The following is a 16,790-nucleotide window of genomic DNA, read 5'->3' as shown; positions in this document are numbered from 1 at the left end:
CCGCCACGACACCACGGGCCCGGTCCCTGAGGGACCGGGCCCGCCATCGTAGGTCGGGGCTCAGATCAGGTCCCAGGCCAGTGGCGTACCGCGCGGCACGTCGCGGGCGAAGGTGCGACCGAGAACCCGGTCGAGGTCGGCCGGGGGAAGCCCGCCCGCCGGCCGGATGGAGCGGACGTTGGCGGCGGTGACCGGGTCGCCGGCGCGCACGTCGGCGACCACGAACAGGGACCGGCGGAACCGCAGTCCCTCCCGCTCGGTCGGGGTCGGTCCGATCGTCGTGCCGCCCAGTGCCGCGAAGGCCCGCTCCGACTCGACGGTGAGCGCGGCCAGCTCGTCCGGCTCCAGCGAGAAGTCGGAGTCGACGCCACCGTCGGCCCGGCGCAGCGTCACGTGCTTCTCGATCAGGCAGGCGCCGAGCGCCACCGAGGCGATCGGCACACCGATGCCCGGCGTGTGGTCGGAGAGCCCCACCGGAACACCGAAGGCGTCGGCCAGCACGGGCAGCCGGCGCAGGTTGCTGTCCTGCGGCGGCGCCGGGTAGGACGCGGTGCAGGCCAGCAGCACGATGCCGCCGGCGCCACCCTCGCGGGCCGCTCGCACGGCGGCGTCGATCTCAGCCATGGTGGCCATGCCGGTCGAGATGACCATCGGCTTGCCGGTGCTCGCCACGAGCCGGATCAGCGGCAGATCCACCAGCTCCGAAGAGGCGATCTTGTACGCCGGCGCGCCCAGTTCCTCCAACAGCTCGACGGCGGTGTGGTCGAAGGGGGAGGAGAAGACGGTCAGACCGTGCTGGTGGGCCCGCTCGAAGATCGGCGCGTGCCACTCGTACGGCGTGTGGGCCCGCTCGAAGAGCTGCCAGAGACGCTCACCGCCCCACAGGTCGTGGCCGTCGGAGATCCGGAACGCCGGCGCGTCGACGTCGATGGTGATGGTGTCCGGCCGGTACGTCTGGAGCTTCAACGCGTGCGCACCGCTCGCGGCCACCGCGTCCACGATGGCCAGCGCCCGGTCCAGGCTGCCGTTGTGGTTGCCGGACATCTCCGCGACCACGAGTGGCCGCTCCCCGGCGCCGACGGCGTGCGGTCCGATCTTGATTGTCATGTTCCTCTGCTCATTTCCGTCCACACCACCTGGTGCGGTCTACCGTCGACGTCCTGCTCGTACTGCCGGACGACGCGAAATCCGAAGCGCCGGTGCAGGGCCAGCACCGGCCGGTTGGTGGCCAGCGTCTCGCCGCCGAGCGTCCGTGCCCCGAGGACGTCGAAGGCGTACGCGATCCCGGCCCGCTCCAACGACATCCACGCCGGCAACAGCTCGCCCCGCGCGTCGAGTCCGGCGATGTCCAGGTAGAACCCCCACGTCAGGGCCCGCTCGGGCGAGGTGACGCCGGAGAAGGTGACCACCCCGGACGGGACACCGTCGTGCAGATGCACCAGCACCCGCCGATCGGGGTCCGCGCGGACCCGCGCCCACCAGGCGGTGTGCTCCACCAGGCTGATCTCGTGCCGGGTCAGGCTCACCGCGCGCACCTGCGGGTGGTTGCGCCAGCGCAGCATCCGGTGCAGGTCGCCGTCGTCGGCCGCGCGGAGCGGCGCGGTCATCCGCGACCCGCCAGCGCACGCGGCCGCTTCGACGGCGCCGGATCGTCCGCCGGCGCGCTCTCGGCGGGCGCGTCGGACGACGTTCCGGCCCGGGCGCCCAGCACCCGGCCGGCCACCCGGTGGGCCCGGCGCAGCGCCGCGTACGCGAGGTAGTCGTTCCGCCCGACCAGGCGGTGCTTGAGGCCGGCGACCCCGTCCGGCATCGGGTAGCCACCGGCCGGCAGATAGCGGCGGTAGTGCTGGGCGACGCGGCGGAAGAAGGCGCGCCGCAGGTGCGGATGCAGCCGGTCGTCGTTGCCCGCCACCACCAGGTAGTGGTTCACCATCAGCTGGAACAGCTCGGCCCGGAGCCGCTCGTCAGGGTGGCGGCGGCCCACCCACTCCATCAGCCGCTCGTACTGGTCGAAGGCGTCGAAGTGCCGGCCGCTGCGGGTGGAGGTGATGGCGCCGAGCCGGCCCTGGCGGTACAGGTAGCAGACCCGGTCCAGCACGGAGATCCGCTCGGCGCCGATCAGCAGCGGGTGGCTGAACGGGATGTCCTCGTACCAACCCGCGTAGAAGCGCAGCTCCAGCTCGTCGAGGTACGCGCGGCGGACGACCTTGTTCCACGCGGTGTGCTGCACCCGCAGCAGCTGCGGCTGCTCGGCGAGACCGACCGCGCCGGTCACGCCGCGCAGCAGGTGACTGCTCGCGTCGACCTCGCGCCGGCCGTCCTCGTGCACCCGGAGGTGGTCGAGCATCAGAACGTCCGGCTCGTGCTGGCGCAGCCGGTCGAGCACCGCGGCAATCGTTCCGGGCGGCAGCCAGTCGTCGCTGTCGACGAACCAGACGTACCGCCCGGTGGCCACGTCGAGACCGGCGTTGCGGGCCAGCCCCAGGCCCACGTTGTCGGTCAGGTGCACCACGCGCACGCCGACCCGACCCACGGCATACGAGCGCAGCATCGCGGGGCAGCCGTCGGGGGAGGCGTCGTCGACGGCGATCAGCTCGACCGCCCCCGCCTCACCCGCCGGGATGTCGGCGCGGATCGACTCCAGGCACTGGTACAGGTACGCCTCGACGCCGTAGACCGGCACGACGATACTCAGCAGCGGGGCGTGCGTCGGCTCGAAGACCACCTCGTCACCATTGACGACGCGGATGGACGGCCTCGGAACCTCACGTGGCGCCCGAGCGTGGGCCGCCTGAACAGCGGTCCAGCACGGGGTTAACGCTTGAGGATCCGGCGCACCGGCTCGGGCAGGGCCCGCTTGACCCGGGCCCGCAGCCGCTGCTCCCCCAACGTCGCGATCTCGCCCCGCAGCTCACCGTTGCGGTCGCGCAGCCACTGCACCCGGGCCAGCAGCTCCTCCGTCGACGTGGCGGCGGCCGGGCGTACGGCGGGCGGGAAGGTGGTGGCCCGGACCTGCGCGTCGAAGCGACTGGCGCTGTCGCCGTCGGCGAACGAGTTGCCCAGATCATGTTTGGCCAGGAACGAGAGCATAGTGGCGTACCGGGCCTTGTGACCGTTGTTCATCGCCGTGTAGTCGGCCTCCTCGTAGAGGTCGGCGGCGTCGACGTCGGCGGGCACGTCCTTCATCACCCGGTGCGGGATGTCGAAGTAGCGGGCCAGTTCGAGGGTGCGCGAGTCATGCGCGAACAGGTAGCCGGGCGTGCCGGCGACCAGCGCGGTGATGGTGCCGTGGATGCGGGTGCCGAAGGCGAAGTCGAAGCCGGCGAGGTAGTCCATCCAGGTCCACGGGTCGAGGAACATCCGCACCTTGTCCTCGGTGAACAGCGGGTGCGAGCTGTGGATCGGGATGGTGCTGGTCTTCCCCCGGTCCTCCGGGGCGTCGCCGTAGAGCAGGGTGCCCAGAGTCTTCAGGTCCTGCGGGAGGTAGCGCAGGTTGGGGTAGCGCTGCTGGTGCGAAGCGATGATCTTCCCCATCGACTTCACGTACGGCGAGACGGTCAGGGCGACCTTGTCCTGCGGCTCCAGCGCCGCCTTGCCCTTCTCCACCCCGAGGGTGTCGCCGTGCAGGAACATCGACGGGCAGCCGATCACGTCGACCGCCGAGAAGCCCAACGTGCGCAGGTAGCCCTCGGTGATCTCGCCGCGTACGCCGATGCTGTGCGAGCGGTTGAGCACCGCGCGGACGAACCGGCTGACCACATCGTCGATCGGGCGCAGGTACTCCCGGTCGCCCGCGACGTTGGTCTGTACGCCCACTCCCAGCACCACCACCGGGATCTTCAACCGCTCGACCAGCTTGGTCATCGCCTCGATGCGGTGCGCGTAACTGCGGCGGAACGCGTTGGCCAGCGGAATGACGTAGACGTCGTACTGCTCGTTGATGCGGTCGACGTCGCGCGGGTCGACCCTGAAGCCGGTCGAGGTGATCTCGGCGGTGCTGGTACGCAGGATCTTGTGCGCGGCGTGACTGAACACCAGATTGCCGTTGTTCTCGCCGATCCAGTTGCCTTCGAACGCCTCCTCGGGGGAGTAGACATCGAAGGGGCCCTTCTTCGCCCGCATCAGGATCCGTTGGTGCATTCGGGCTCCACCTCTCGTCTGCTGGCGCCCGGGCACAGCGCCGCCCAGGCCTGGATGGACGGGCGCGCCGTCACCTCCGGGTCCCGGAATATTAGGACACAAGCCAGCCGGAACAAATCCAAGCGTCACCCTCGTCGAGGTGACGGGCGCCACCGCCGCCGGTAGGGTGCCCGGTCGGGGCGGCGCGGGGACCGCGGGCCCGCCGTTGGACGCGCTCGCCGGGCCGTCCGCCGAGCGACGGAGGAGACGTGCGTGTTGGGGAGCCGGCCGTCGATCGCGGGCCGGACATGACCGTCCCCGCAGCTGCCGGTCGTGGCGCACCGACCGCTGGCGTGGCGAACCGGCTGCCATCGCTGACCGGGCTGCGGTGGATCGCCGCGTTGCTGGTGTTCGGCTTCCATGCCGGGACGATGCGGATCATCGCCGAGCCGGACTACCGGGCGGTGGTCGACGCGCTGTTCACCCTGGGCCTGTCCGGGGTGCAGTTCTTCTTCATCCTCAGCGGCTTCGTGCTGGTCTGGTCGGCCCGGCCCGGTCAGCGCCGGCGTGACTTCTGGCGACGGCGGGTCGCCAAGATCTATCCGAACCACCTAGTGCTCTGGGCAGCCGCGCTGCTGGTCGCCCTCTGGTTCGCCGACCCGATCTCCCCGGCCGCCGCGGTGGAGAACCTGCTGCTGCTCCAGGCGTGGGACCCGCGGCCCGGATGGTTCTACAGCGTCAACACGGTGAGCTGGTCGCTGTCCTGCGAGGTCTTCTTCTACCTCTGCCTGCCGTTGGCGCTGCCGTTGCTGCGCCGGGCCCGGCCCGCGTTGCTCTGGGCGCTGGTCGTCGCGGTGCCGCTGCTGATCCTCGCGCTCTGGCCGGCCCAGGCCCTGGTGCCGGAGGCCAGCCGGTGGTGGTTCACCCAGATCTTCCCGCCGGTGCGGTCGCTGGAGTTCTGGATGGGCGCGGCGGCGGCCGAGTTGATGCGTCGGGGCAGTTGGCGGGGGCCCGGGCTGGCCGGGGCCAGCGTGATCTTCGTGGTCACCTGGGTCGCCGCCGCGCAGTGGATCCGCGCCGAGCTGTGGACCACCCTGCTCGCGGTGGCGTACCTGCTGGTCATCACCGCTGCCGCGGACGCTGACGTGCGTGGTCGGCGCTCACCGTGGCGGTCGCGCCCGCTGGTGTGGCTGGGGGAGGTGTCGTTCTCCTTCTACCTGGTGCACGTCCTGGTGATGACGACCGTGCTGCGCTGGAGCGGGGACTGGGGTGTCGGCTTCACCGGCTGGCGGGGGCCCGCGGTGGTGCTCGGCTTCCTGCTGGTGACCCTGTTCCTCGCCGGGCTGCTGCACCGCTACGTGGAGACGCCGATGATGCGCCGGTGGGCCCGCCGCCGCCGTCCGCCGTCGGTGGAAACCGGGCCGGTGGAGGCCGGGTCAGGGGACGCCGGGTCGGGCGGCGCCGGGACCGCCGGCGCCGGGCCGGCTCCGGTCCTGCCCGGCCAGCGGCGCGGGGCGGTCGACACCGAGCGCCGATCGGCGTACGCCGACCGCTGAGCGGCCTGCCGCTCCGACGTCCGCTGAGCGGCCTGCCGCTCCGACGTCCGCTGAGCGGCCCGCCGCTCGACGTCCGCGACGAGCGTCCACGCTGGTCGGATCCGGCGGCGCGGCGGTATTCGACACGCCCGGCGTCGATGCGCCCGGCCGGCGCCGGCGGTAGCGTGGGGACGTGCTTCCCGTCGCGCTCACCTGTCCGCTGTGGTGGGTGGCGCGCTGGGCGACGCGGATGCTGACCAGCCTCGCCGTGGTCGCCGCTCTGGCCCTGGGCTCGGGTGCGTCACCGGCGTCGGCCGCCTCGCCCGCCCCGGCCGACCCGCTGCCCGCCTCGGCGGCGTCCTCGGGCTCTCCGTCGTCCGGATGGGTCGTTCCCACCAGCGCCGTGGCCCTCGCGGCTCCGGTCGTCGTCGACCACACCGCCCCGCCGGTCTCGCCGGACGCGCACGCGGCGGCACCCGCCGTCGAGGCCGCCGTTCCGGCGCAGGCCGGTGTCGCCGCGATTGAGGCCGGTCCGCAGCGATCGCCGCGCACCGCCGATCCGGCCACGCGGGCCTCCCGGGCCCCGCCGCGGCGCTGAGCCACCGGGACGACGTCCCGCCGCCACGCCTGTCGATCACTCAACTCCGCATCCCCGCCCGCCGGCCCGTGGCCCGCCACGTGGTCACGCCCGGGGCGGTTGTGCGGCTCCCCACCGCAGCGTTCCTTCCTCCGAGGTGCCGATCATGGAGACCGTCCTCTACCAGTTCCTGACCGAGGTTCCGCAGGCCGCCGCCATCTGGTCGGCACTGCTCCTGCTGGCCCTGACCGTGCTCACCGTGCTGGTCGCCCGCCCCGAGCGGGACCGTCCGGGCGTCGAGGAGTCTCCTGCGCCCACCACTCGGGAGCTCGCCGCCGTCGAGGCGGCAGACCTGCGCCGGTACGCCGAGGAGGTGGCCGTCGCCGCGGCCGGCGCGGCGCAGACCGCCCGACGACGTCGCGCCGACTGGCTGGCCGCGCAGGAGGCGGCTGAGCGGGCCTGGGCCGCGTACGAGGAGGCGGACCGGGCCGCCCGTCGGTTCGCCGGCGCCGGTTCGCTGCCCACACCGCGTACGCCGCAGTCCCCGAGCGAGTACGCCGCTCGGGAGCGTTACCTGCACCGCGCGGCGATGGCGGCGCACTGGCGCGGCGACCTGTCGATGCGCCAGCTCACCGACGTCTTCGCACACCGCAACGGCTGGGATCCCCGGCGGCACCCGGTCGAGCAGGAGGTGCTGCTGAGCCGCGCTGTGCGGGACGGCAAGTTGGTCGAGCACCGGGCCGCCGCCGAGCGCGAACGGGCCACCTGGCGGGATGCGGAACTGGCCGCCGAGGCGGCTCGCACGCTCGCCGCGGAGGCGTACGCGGCGGCGGCCCGGTTGCGGCCGATCCTGGTGCCGGTCCGGCCGGCAGTGACCGTGGCGGCCCGGCCGGCGACCGCGGCGCGCTGGCGCCCGGCGCGGGTGGGCTGAGGAAATGCCCCGACCGGGGCGTGAGCCCGGTCACACCGCCGCCGGAACGGGCAGCCGGAACGGTCGGGCGCAATGTTCGCGCGAATGCGGAACCATTGTCGACGGCCTGTCCGGTTGTCGACCGTAGGCGCCACCATAACCGGTTGTCCCATCGAGTCGCGTTAGTGGCAATACGCGCAGAAATTCGCGCGCAGATCCAGGTTTACGCAGGTGAACCTGGCTTGGCAGCACTTGAACCGACCAGTAGTGTCGTCCCGTCCGGTGCGGTAACCGATCGCAAGAGGCGACGCCGCGCCGACCCGCTCAATCGTGATCTACGAACCGGGGACCCAGGTACGTCCGGGGTGAATCCGCGAGCCACGGCCCGCGGTAGGGCGATCTTCCCGCCCGAATCCGTCAGCTAACCCGGTAGGCGGTGTCGGAAGGAGTTCCATCCTCGTGCAGCACCTCTCCACCCCTCGGTTGTTCCCCCGCCTCCACGGCGCCGCGGTGCCCCCGCTCATCCGTCCGGTGAGCTGACCCCCAGGGTCACCGCCTCTTCCGCCCGGCCACGCCGGGCAGTCCCCTGAGCGGTTCACCACCCGCGGACCACGGTCCGCGCGCTGGCGCCTGCCCGGAAATCGGTCCGGCCCGGTGTGCCGCTCACCCCCCGATCCGTGGAGGACCCCGTGAAGCACACCCTGAAGCGTCAGCTCCGTCGTCTCACCACCGAGCGTCCGTACCAGATCGTCGCCGCCTCCGCCGCGGCTCTCGCGCTCGCGACCACCACCGGCGCCCTGATCGCCGGCACTGACGACGCCCCGGCCAGCCAGCACACCGCGACCACGGTCGCCGAGATGCGCAGCGACACCGTCGCGTCCCGCGGCGAGGCGCGCGTCGCGACCCCCTCGGCCAGCACCGCGCCGAGCAGCGCCGCCCCGACGGCCAGCGCCGCGTCGCCGGCCGCCAAGGCCAGCGGCAACCCGGACCTGACCCGTAAGCCGGCGCCGCCGAAGCCGCCCGCCACCAAGGTGCTCGACTACGACTACCAGGCCCAGAACACGTACTACAACTGCGGGCCGGCAGCCACCCGCAACGCGCTCAGCGCCACCGGCATCGACCGCACCCAGGAGGAGCTCGGCGCCAAGCTGGGCACCACCGAGATGGGCACCAACTCGGCCCTGGACACCACCCGGGTGCTCAACGCCGAGGTGAAGGGCTCCCCGTACCGGACCCGCATGTTCGCCGGCGCGCCCAGCCCCGCCCAGATGGACCGGCTCCAGGCCGACGTGGTCACGGCGATCACCGCCGGCCGGGGCGTGGTGGCCAACGTGGCCGGCGACGCCACCGACACCGATGGTGGCTGGCACTCCTACGGCGGCGGGCACTACATCGCCGTCGTGGGCTACAAGGACAACGGCCGGATCGTGCGGATCGCCGACTCGGCGAACGCCGCCGACCCGGCGTACTGGATCACCACGATCGACCTGGCGAACTGGATCGCCACTCGGGGCTACTCCGCCTGACCCGGGCGCAGCCGCTGCGGGCGCCGTCCCCCACAAGGGGCCGGCGCCCGCGGCGTTTCTCCAGCCGGCGGACTCTACAGTGGATCTCCATTGGTCGGTGTATCCCCAGGTGCCGCCGACGCGGGCTCTCGTACCCGTCCCCGAACCGTGGGAGACTGCGGCCGTGGTGGATGAATCGGGTGGTCACGCCGGCCGCGGGCCGGTCCTGCTGCTGCTGCACGGAATGGGGGCGACCGGCGACGTCTGGCTGCCCTGGGCGCCGCTGCTGGAGCAGCACTGGCCGGGGCGGTGGCTGGCACCGGACCTCGCCGGTCACGGCTGGTCGGCCCCGCTGCCGTCGTACTCCTTCGCGGGGCTCGCCGAGCGGATCGCCCACGGCCTGGCCCCCGACGACCGGATCGTCGTGCTCGGGCACTCGCTGGGCGGGGTGGTCGGCCTGGCGCTGGCCGCCCGGGCCGCCGGCATGCCGGTGGACGCGGTGGTCGGGCTGGGCATCAAGGCGGTGTGGTCACCCGACGAGCTGACCCGCGCCGCCGAACTCGCCGCCCGCCCGGTCAGCTGGTCCGCCAGCCGCACCGAGGCGGCCCGTCGCTACCTGCGCGTCTCCGGGCTCGCCGGCCTGGTCCCGCCGGACCACCCGCTGGTGGACGCCGGGCTGCGCCAGGTCGACGGCCGGTGGCGCCTCGCCATGGACCCGGCCGCGTTCGCCGTCGGCGCTCCCGACCTCGCCGCGCTGCTGGCGGCGACCGACGTGCCGGTGGTGCTGGCCCGCGGCGAGCAGGACCCGATGGTCACCGACGCGCAGCTCAAGGAGTTCGGCGTACCGGTCGTCACGCTCCCCGGGCTCGGGCACAACGCGCACGTGGAGAATCCGGGGGCGGTGCTGGCGCTGCTGGACGCGTACCGCTGAGGGCGTCCGCCGTCACACCTGCGCCGACGCGGCGAGGGTCTTCGCCGGGGCCAACTCCCGGCGGGCCGCGCTGAGAAAGGCCTCGGCGTACGACTCGACCGGGAAGTCACCCAGGTAGCGACGGCGAGTGGCCCACCGGGCCTCGGCCAGCGGATCGGTGTCGAGCAGGGCGGTCAGCACCTCGTCGGTGTTGGCCATGTCCCGGCGCAGCACGTAGCCCGATCCAGCCAGTGGGAAGTTCTCCACGAACCGCTCGCCCTCGTCGCCCATGTCGGTGACCGCGTACGGCTTGCCGGAGTAGAGGTAGTCCGAAATGACCCCGGACACGTCGGAGATCAGCGCGTCCGACCGGTTGACGCACTCGGTCAGGCTCAGCTCGCGGGCCGCGGCGCCGACCACGTGCTGCCGCCCGGTCCGGGCCCGGTCCGCGACCAGCAACTCGGTCAGCCGGCCGAGCTGGCGGGCCGAGGCCGGGTTCTGCGCCGTGTACGGGTGTGCGCGCAGGATCACCGTCGCGCCGCGCTCCAGCAGCCGGCGCAGCAGGCCCTCGGCCACGGGCAGCGAGCAGTAGTCGGCGTCGGCGTGGTGCCCGGTCCAGGTCGGGGTGTAGAGCACCGTCGGGTGCGACAGGCCGCGCACCGGCTCGGGGCGTACCTCGATCGACTCGACCTGCGGGCGGCCCACCACCACGAACTTCTCCGGCGGGATCTGCACCCCGGCGCGGGCGTACCGGTCGATCGCCGCGGGGCCGGCCACGAAGATCCGGTCGAAGATCCCCGACACCGGGTTGGCGCTCGGCGCCTTGTCGCTGTCGCCGTGGTGCAGCTGCACGTGGGTGAGCTGCGTGAACCGGATGCAGTGGCTGTTCTTCGCCCCGTGGTTGACGTAGAACGCCGCTCGCAGGCTCGGCACCAGTGCCTCGTCGATCGCCCGCAGGGTGGGGCAGTAGACCACCGGCGCGTCGGTGGCCGCGGCGATCGGCGCCAGGAACTCGGGCTCGCGCAGCACGACCATGAACGGCCGCCCGATCCGCTCCAGGTACGGCAGCCACATGGTGACCTGGTACTCCGAGCCGGGCGGCGCGGAGAAGTAGAGCAGGAACTCCGGCCGGTGCCGGCGCAGCGCGCGGGCGACGGCCCCGCCACCGGCGGCCGGCCGGAACCGGCGCCGGGCCAGGTCCAGGGCGACCGCCCCCGCGCCGACGCCGACCAGCAGGCTGGCGACCAGCGCCACGGCGGCGGGCAGGGTCAACGCGGAGGCGAGGGTCACCACGGCGAGCAGCCCCAGCAGGGCGGTGCCGAGCTGGTCGGCGATCAGCGGTGTCCAGCCCCGCACCGGCAGGTTGGCCACCCGAACCTCCAGGTTGCCGGCGGTCCGCAGCGGCCCCACCAGCAGCACCAGCCCCAGCAGCACCAGCGCGGTGGCCACCAGCGCCGGGTCGAGCCCGTCGTCCAGCCGCCGGGAGTATCCGACCAGGACGGCGGCGGCGATCAGCGCCGTCTCGGCGACGAGGTCAGCGCCGGGCCGGATCCGCTGCTCGGCGGCCGCCGCGGCCAGCGCGGCGACGGCCAGCGCCAGTCCCCATCCGGTGGCCCCGGTCAGCGCCACCGTGACGAAGGCCAGCACGGCCAGGCCGGTACTCAGGCACCGGGCGGCCAGCTTTCGGACCAGATCACCACGCATGTCGCTCCGTTCGCCGCCGTCGGGGTTCCGCCGTCGTCAGCGTCAGCTCGTGGATGCCGCACCGGCCGGCGAACCGACCCGGCCCGGTCCGGCCTGGGCCGGCACGGTCGCGGAGGGCCCGTCACCGGGCGCTCGGCGTACGTCGATCACCTGGCCGGTCAGATCGGAGATCAGCACGTCCAGCGAGGACTGGGCGACGGCCTCCGCGGCGAGCAGGGTGTGCTCCGGCTCCTCGCCGAAGGCCCGCGTCCGCATCGGGGTGGCGGTCCGCTCCGGGTTGATGCAGTTGACCCGTACGCCGACATCGGCCCACTCGTCGGCCAGCGCCTGGGTGAGGTTGACCAGGGCGGCCTTGGTGGCGGAGTAGAGCGCGTAGCGGGCCCGCCCCCGGGTGTACGAGCTGGAGGTGTAGAGCAGCAGCTGGCCCTTGGTCTGCTGGAGGTACGGCAGGGACTGCCGGGCGATCGTCACCGGGCCGACGAAGTTGACCTGGAGCAGCCGGTCCATCGTCTCCTCGTCCATCTCGGCGAGGGCGCCCTTCTCCAGGATGCCGGCGGTGACCACCACGTGGTCGATCCGGCCGGTGGCCTCGAAGGCGGTCTTCAGCGCGACCTCGACGTCCTCGGCGCGCTCCACGTGGGTGCCGGTGGTGGAGCGGCTGAACGGGAAGACCTGCGCGCCGTAGCGTCGGGCCAGCTCGGTCAGCTCGTGGCCGATGCCGTAGCTGCCGCCGAACACCACGACGGTGCGGCCGGTCAGCTCCTCCGTGTAGCTCCGGTGGTCGGTGAGCCGGGGCGCCTGCGCGGCGGCGAGCTGGAAGAGCTTGTCCGCCAGGTGCACGTCGACCGGGTGGGTGACCTTGATGTTCTCGTCCGAGCCGTCGATCACCTTGATCGGGGTGCCCGGCAGGTAGCGCAGCACCACACCGCAGTCGTCGGTGGCGGCGAAGTTCGGGTCGCCCTCGGCGATCCGGTACGCCTCGCGGATGGTGGGGGAGCGGAACGCCTGCGGGGTCTGCCCGCGGCGCAGCCGCGAGCGCACCGGGATGTCGGTGATGCAGTCGTTTTCGTCCACCTGGATGATCGTGTCGGCGGACGGGATGGCCACGTCCACGGCGTCGTAGGTCCAGAGAGCGTTGACGCACTCGCGCACGATCCGGCCACTGAGCAGTGGACGCACCGCGTCGTGGAAGAGGATGTTGCAGTCCGCCGGCCCGACCGCGTCCAATGCGATCCGGGTGGTCGCGTTACGGGTGTCGCCGCCCTCGATCACCTTGGTGACCTTGCGCAGGCCGGCCTTCTCGACGATCTGCCGGGCGTCCTCGACGTGCCCGGTGGCCATCAGCACGATGATCTCGTCGATCTCCGGGGCGGCCTCGAAGACCGCCAGGGTGTGCTCGATGATCGGCTTACCGGCGATCTTCAGCAGCTGCTTCGGGATGCCGAGGCCCAGACGGGTCCCGGTGCCGCCGGCCAGCACCACGGCCACCGTCCGTGAGGGCCGCCACGGCGCCAAGGTCTCCGGTGTGGCGTCCGGGCCAGTGGTCTGGTCCTGCGTCATTGCCGGATCCTCACTCTCAGGTATGCGTTAACGGAAGGTTCCGCCCGAGCGGCGACGGAATGAACCCTAACGCTCGGACCGCGCCGCCCCAACGGCGACGCGGTTCGGCGCTGCCCTGTCGAAGCCGTCTGTTCGCCCAGAACCCTACTTGCTGTTCGCGTAGGCCTCGTATGCCCGGATGACGTCGTCGGTAGGCCCGTCCATCCGCAGAACGCCGGATTCCAGCCAGATCGTCCGCTCGCAGGTGTCCCGCACCGAGGAGAGCTGGTGGCTGACCAGGAACACCGTGCCGGCGCCCTCCCGCAGTTCCCGCACCCGCTGCTCGCTGCGCTTGCGGAAACCCTTGTCGCCGGTGGCGAGCGCCTCGTCGATGAGCAGCACGTCGTGCTTCTTGGCGGCGGCGATGGAGAACCGCAGCCGGGCCGCCATGCCGGAGGAGTAGGTGCGCATCGGCAGGCTGGCGAAGTCGCCCCGCTCGTTGATCCCGGAGAAGTCGATGATCCCGGCGGCCTGCTGGGCCACCTCGTCGGGGTGCATGCCCATGGCCAGACAACCGAGGGTGACGTTGCGCTCACCCGACAGGTCGTTGAGCAGGGCGGCGTTCACGCCGAGCAGCGAGGGCTGCCCCTGCGTGTGGATCGCGCCCCGGTTGACCGGCAGCAGGCCGGCGATGGCCCGCAGCAGGGTGGACTTGCCGGAGCCGTTGCTGCCGATCAGCCCGATCGCCTCGCCCCGGTACGCGGTGAACGAGACCCCCTTCACCGCGTGCACCTCCCGAACGTTCGGCGCGGACGTGCGCTTGACCAGTCGGCGCAGCGCGGCCACCGGCGTGGTGCCACCGGTGGCGCCCTTGTGCACCCGGTAGATGATGTGCGCGTCGTCCACCACCACGGTGGGGATCCGTTCCTGCGTCAGCACGGGCAGGGAGACGGTCGCCTCGTCGGTGGCCTGCATGTGATCAACCACGGCCGTACTCCTGTTCGCCGCGCCAGAAGTAGATGTAGCCGCCGATCCCGCCGACCAGCGCCCAACCGGCCCCGACCAGCCAGAGCTGGGTCAGCGACTCGTTGAGCAGTGGCGGCTGATCGAGCAGCGCGTAGCGGGCCAGCTCGATGTAGACCAGCAGCGGGTTGAACTGGACCAGCGTCGTCGCCCAGCCCGGCAGCCGATCGAAGAGGGTGACGCTGTAGAGCACGCCGGAGCCGTACATCCAGGTGCGCAGGATGAACGGCATGACCTGCTTGAGGTCGCTGGCCTTGGCGCCCATCCGGGCCACCAGCAGCACCACGCCGGCGTTGAACACCGCCTGCAGCAGCAGGGCCGGCACCAGCATCAGCCACTTCAGGGTGATCGGTTCCCCGGTGACCAGCACGATGCCGAGCAGCACCACCATCGAGGCCAGCAGCTGCTGGAACTGGGTCACCGTGGTGGACAGCGGCAGGCTGGCCCGGGGGAAGTGCAGCGCCCGGATCAGCCCCAGGTTGCCGCTGATCGACTGGGTGCCGGCCAGCACCGCGCTCTGGGTGAAGTTGAAGATGAACAGGCCGGTGGTCAGGTAGCCGATGAAGTTCGGGATGTTCTCGTTCTGCGCCAGCACCACCCCGAAGATCAGGTAGTAGACCGCCGCGTTGGTCAGCGGGGTGAGCACCTGCCAGAGCTGGCCCAGCTTGGCGTTGCTGTACGAGGCGACCAGCTTGGCGTTGGCGTACGCGGCGATGAAGTGCCGGTAGGCCCAGAGTCGGCGGCTGTACTCGACGAGGGTGGGTCGCTCACCGGCGACCCGGAGCCCGTGCCGAGCGGCCAGCTGCGCCTGGGTCAGGCCCGTGTCGGGGTCGACCAGCGCGGTGGTGGCCATGGAAATGGCGCTCCGATCTTTCGTGCAGACGGGGTTGCTCGCGACGATGGAATCCTAGTGGGAGCTGTGCGCGGAGCGCCGCCTCGTCGCTGCGTGGACAGTAGTCCGAAACACGTCGGGACGCAACCGTACCGTCGTTGCGCTACGCTGGTCGTCGTGACCTGCGAGAAGAGTCCCTGGTGACGACCGAGAAGAGGCGCGCCCCGGCCGGCGCGGCGGTGCTGCGTGGTGAGATCACCACGGCCATCCGGCGCGCGCTGATGCAGGAGCTCGCCGAGGTTGGCTACGGCCGGCTCTCCATCGAGGCGGTGGCCCGCCGGGCCGGCGTCAGCAAGACGGCGGTCTACCGGCGGTGGAGTTCGAAGGTCGAGCTGGTGCTGGAGATCGTCGCCGCCGCGGCGCACGGCAAGCTGCCGGTGCTGGACACCGGCACCCTGCGCGGCGACCTCGCGCTGCTCTTCCAGGCGGTGGCGCACGCGCTGCGGCATCCGCTGGCCTCGCAGATCATCCCCGACCTGCTCGCCGAGGCCGCCCGCAACCCGGCCATCGACGAGACCCTGCGTCAGGTGCTGCACGCCCGCCAGCAGGAGGTCGGCGGCCGACTGGTCACCCGCGCCGTGCAACGCGGCGAGCTGCCCGCCGACACCGACCCGGACGCCGCCGTCGACCTCATCATCGGCCCGCTCTACTGGCGGCTCGCCATCGCCCGCGCTCCGATCACCGACACCTACCTCGGCACCCTGGTCGAGTCGGTGGCCACCGGGCTCGGCGCCGAACCGGCCGTGCCTCGGCCCCGGGGCGCGGTCGCCCCGTCGGCGCACGCCTGACCGCCCGACCCTCGCGCGGCGCGGCGCTCGCACTCAGCGGGGCGCGTCGACCGGAAGTCGGGAGACGATGTGCCGGGCGATCTCCAGCGAGCTGGTCGCGGCGGGGGAGGGCGCGTTGAGCACGTGCACCTGCCGGTCGGCCTCGACGATCAGGAAGTCGTCCACCAGGCCGCCGTCGGGAAGAATCGCCTGCGCCCGCACGCCGGCGCCGGCCCGGACGATGTCGGCCGGGGTCAGCTCCGGCACCAGCCGGGCCAGACTGTCCGCGAAGCGCTTCTTCGACAGTGACCGGGCCACCTCGGTCAGGCCGTAGCGGTAGTGCCGCCGACCCAGCGCCCAGAGACCGCGGTAGGAGAGCTCGTCCCAGATGTCACGCGGACTGATCCGGCCCCAGGAGTAGCCCTCGCGGGCGGTGGCCAGCACCGCGTTCGGGCCGGCGTGCACGCTGCCGTCGATCATCTTGGTCAGGTGCACCCCGAGGAAGGGGAACTGCGGGTCCGGCACCGGGTAGATCAAACCCCGCACCAACCCCTGCCGCTGCGGGACCAGCTCGTAGTACTCGCCCCGGAACGGCACGATCCGCACCGGCGTCGGCACGCCCGCCAGCCGGGAGATCCGGTCGGCGTGCAGGCCGGCGCAGTTGATCAGGACGTCCGCGGTCACCTCGCCGCCGGTGGTCGTGACGACCACACCCTCCGGACGGGTGGCCACGCCGGTGACCTCGGTGCCGGTGCGCAGATCCGCCCCGCCCGCGGCGAGCAGCTCGGCCAGCTTGCGGCAGACCGCGCCGAAGTCGACGATGCCGGTCGAGGCGACGTGCAGTGCGCCGACGGCCGCCACGTGCGGCTCGTACTCGGCCGCCTCGGCGCCGTCGATCAGCCGCGCCGGCAGGCCGTTGGCCAGGGCGCGCTGGTGCAGGTCGTGCAGCCGGGGCAGCTCCGCGGCGTCGGTGGCGACGATCAGCTTGCCGCAGATGTCGTGCGCCAGCCCGTGCTCGCGGCAGAACTCGACCATCGAGGCGCTGCCGGCCTTGCAGAGGGTGGCCTTCAGGCTGCCGGGCTTGTAGTAGACGCCGGCATGGATGACGCCCGAGTTGTGACCGGTCTGGTGGGCCGCCCAGCCGGCCTCCTTCTCCAGGACCGTGACCGGGTCGCCGGGCCGGTCGGTCATCAGCCGGTGTGCCACCGCGAGGCCGACGATGCCGCCGCCCACCACCACGAACCTGGTCATGTCATCTCCCCTGCCGGTCGCCGCGACCGATGGTAACCAAGCTCCTCAGCGCGCCCGA

At 72.4% G+C, this 16,790-nt stretch carries 15 protein-coding genes and 1 riboswitch; of the genes, 6 read left to right on the top strand and 9 right to left on the bottom strand.

The annotated features are described in order from the left end of the window. Window positions 1-60 precede the first annotated feature (60 nt). The 4 genes from pseI to EAD89_RS18995 all read right to left on the bottom strand — a co-directional run bounded on the left by pseI (window position 61) and on the right by EAD89_RS18995 (window position 4,140). Entirely contained in the window at window positions 61-1,107 is a 1,047-nt protein-coding gene (gene pseI, locus EAD89_RS19010; protein ID WP_121654313.1) for a pseudaminic acid synthase, read from the bottom strand. Further along, window positions 1,104-1,607, bottom strand: coding sequence for a GNAT family N-acetyltransferase (locus EAD89_RS19005; RefSeq protein ID WP_121676676.1), 504 nt, complete (start codon window positions 1,605-1,607; stop codon window positions 1,104-1,106). Before EAD89_RS19005 ends, pseI begins: the two co-directional genes overlap by 4 nt. Beyond that, window positions 1,604-2,725, bottom strand: a complete 1,122-nt coding sequence (locus EAD89_RS19000) for a glycosyltransferase (RefSeq protein WP_121676675.1) — start codon at window positions 2,723-2,725, stop codon at window positions 1,604-1,606. The genes EAD89_RS19005 and EAD89_RS19000 overlap by 4 nt, the downstream gene beginning before the upstream one ends. Before the next feature lie 89 nt (window positions 2,726-2,814). Next, window positions 2,815-4,140: a polysaccharide pyruvyl transferase family protein gene (locus EAD89_RS18995; RefSeq protein WP_121654310.1), complete on the bottom strand. Its 1,326-nt coding sequence runs from the start codon at window positions 4,138-4,140 to the stop codon at window positions 2,815-2,817. A gap of 248 nt (window positions 4,141-4,388) precedes the next feature. Between EAD89_RS18995 and EAD89_RS18990 the strand changes: the two genes are divergently transcribed. From EAD89_RS18990 to EAD89_RS18970, 5 genes are all read left to right on the top strand, one after another. Beyond that, complete coding sequence (locus EAD89_RS18990; RefSeq protein ID WP_233578827.1) at window positions 4,389-5,675, top strand: acyltransferase; 1,287 nt, start codon at window positions 4,389-4,391, stop codon at window positions 5,673-5,675. A gap of 172 nt (window positions 5,676-5,847) precedes the next feature. Further along, window positions 5,848-6,252 (top strand): hypothetical protein, encoded by a 405-nt coding sequence (locus tag EAD89_RS18985; protein WP_121676673.1) that lies wholly within the window; start codon window positions 5,848-5,850, stop codon window positions 6,250-6,252. A 145-nt stretch (window positions 6,253-6,397) separates the two neighbouring features. Continuing rightward, on the top strand, window positions 6,398-7,162 hold the full coding sequence (locus EAD89_RS18980) for a hypothetical protein (protein ID WP_199733557.1): 765 nt from the start codon (window positions 6,398-6,400) through the stop codon (window positions 7,160-7,162). Between the two features lie 290 nt (window positions 7,163-7,452). Then, window positions 7,453-7,592, top strand: a riboswitch (cyclic di-AMP (ydaO/yuaA leader). Between the two features lie 226 nt (window positions 7,593-7,818). Continuing rightward, window positions 7,819-8,667 (top strand): C39 family peptidase, encoded by an 849-nt coding sequence (locus EAD89_RS18975; protein WP_199723428.1) that lies wholly within the window; start codon window positions 7,819-7,821, stop codon window positions 8,665-8,667. A 163-nt stretch (window positions 8,668-8,830) separates the two neighbouring features. Next, window positions 8,831-9,577 (top strand): alpha/beta fold hydrolase, encoded by a 747-nt coding sequence (locus tag EAD89_RS18970; protein ID WP_121676672.1) that lies wholly within the window; start codon window positions 8,831-8,833, stop codon window positions 9,575-9,577. 12 nt (window positions 9,578-9,589) lie between these two features. Here EAD89_RS18970 and EAD89_RS18965 read toward each other — a convergent pair whose 3' ends face one another. The 4 genes from EAD89_RS18965 to EAD89_RS18950 all read right to left on the bottom strand — a co-directional run bounded on the left by EAD89_RS18965 (window position 9,590) and on the right by EAD89_RS18950 (window position 14,675). Then, window positions 9,590-11,260, bottom strand: coding sequence for a CDP-glycerol glycerophosphotransferase family protein (locus EAD89_RS18965; RefSeq protein WP_121676671.1), 1,671 nt, complete (start codon window positions 11,258-11,260; stop codon window positions 9,590-9,592). A 42-nt stretch (window positions 11,261-11,302) separates the two neighbouring features. Continuing rightward, on the bottom strand, window positions 11,303-12,820 hold the full coding sequence (locus EAD89_RS18960) for a bifunctional cytidylyltransferase/SDR family oxidoreductase (RefSeq protein WP_121676670.1): 1,518 nt from the start codon (window positions 12,818-12,820) through the stop codon (window positions 11,303-11,305). 144 nt (window positions 12,821-12,964) lie between these two features. After that, window positions 12,965-13,774 (bottom strand): ABC transporter ATP-binding protein, encoded by an 810-nt coding sequence (locus tag EAD89_RS18955; RefSeq protein ID WP_121654911.1) that lies wholly within the window; start codon window positions 13,772-13,774, stop codon window positions 12,965-12,967. 4 nt (window positions 13,775-13,778) lie between these two features. After that, window positions 13,779-14,675: an ABC transporter permease gene (locus EAD89_RS18950; protein WP_121654910.1), complete on the bottom strand. Its 897-nt coding sequence runs from the start codon at window positions 14,673-14,675 to the stop codon at window positions 13,779-13,781. Window positions 14,676-14,854: 179 nt separating this feature from the next. Between EAD89_RS18950 and EAD89_RS18945 the strand changes: the two genes are divergently transcribed. Beyond that, window positions 14,855-15,502, top strand: coding sequence for a TetR/AcrR family transcriptional regulator (locus tag EAD89_RS18945; protein ID WP_233578825.1), 648 nt, complete (start codon window positions 14,855-14,857; stop codon window positions 15,500-15,502). Window positions 15,503-15,535: 33 nt separating this feature from the next. Here EAD89_RS18945 and lhgO read toward each other — a convergent pair whose 3' ends face one another. Beyond that, on the bottom strand, window positions 15,536-16,732 hold the full coding sequence (gene lhgO / locus EAD89_RS18940; protein WP_121654909.1) for an L-2-hydroxyglutarate oxidase: 1,197 nt from the start codon (window positions 16,730-16,732) through the stop codon (window positions 15,536-15,538). Window positions 16,733-16,790: the final 58 nt, after the last annotated feature.

It is taken from the genome of Micromonospora sp. BL4, assembly GCF_003667505.1.
Classification (GTDB): Bacteria; Actinomycetota; Actinomycetes; order Mycobacteriales; family Micromonosporaceae; genus Micromonospora.
Note: the sequence above shows the minus strand (reverse complement) of the source record. Positions and strands in the feature narration are given on the sequence as shown.

Coding starts and splice junctions, on each gene's coding strand:
- pseI (WP_121654313.1), bottom strand. CDS start 1,107: ATGACAATCAAGATCGGACCGCACGCCGTCGGCGCCGGGGAGCGGCCA.
- EAD89_RS19005 (WP_121676676.1), bottom strand. CDS start 1,607: ATGACCGCGCCGCTCCGCGCGGCCGACGACGGCGACCTGCACCGGATG.
- EAD89_RS18995 (WP_121654310.1), bottom strand. CDS start 4,140: ATGCACCAACGGATCCTGATGCGGGCGAAGAAGGGCCCCTTCGATGTC.
- EAD89_RS18980 (WP_199733557.1), top strand. CDS start 6,398: ATGGAGACCGTCCTCTACCAGTTCCTGACCGAGGTTCCGCAGGCCGCC.
- EAD89_RS18965 (WP_121676671.1), bottom strand. CDS start 11,260: ATGCGTGGTGATCTGGTCCGAAAGCTGGCCGCCCGGTGCCTGAGTACC.
- EAD89_RS18960 (WP_121676670.1), bottom strand. CDS start 12,820: ATGACGCAGGACCAGACCACTGGCCCGGACGCCACACCGGAGACCTTG.
- EAD89_RS18955 (WP_121654911.1), bottom strand. CDS start 13,774: ATGCAGGCCACCGACGAGGCGACCGTCTCCCTGCCCGTGCTGACGCAG.
- EAD89_RS18950 (WP_121654910.1), bottom strand. CDS start 14,675: ATGGCCACCACCGCGCTGGTCGACCCCGACACGGGCCTGACCCAGGCG.
- lhgO (WP_121654909.1), bottom strand. CDS start 16,732: ATGACCAGGTTCGTGGTGGTGGGCGGCGGCATCGTCGGCCTCGCGGTG.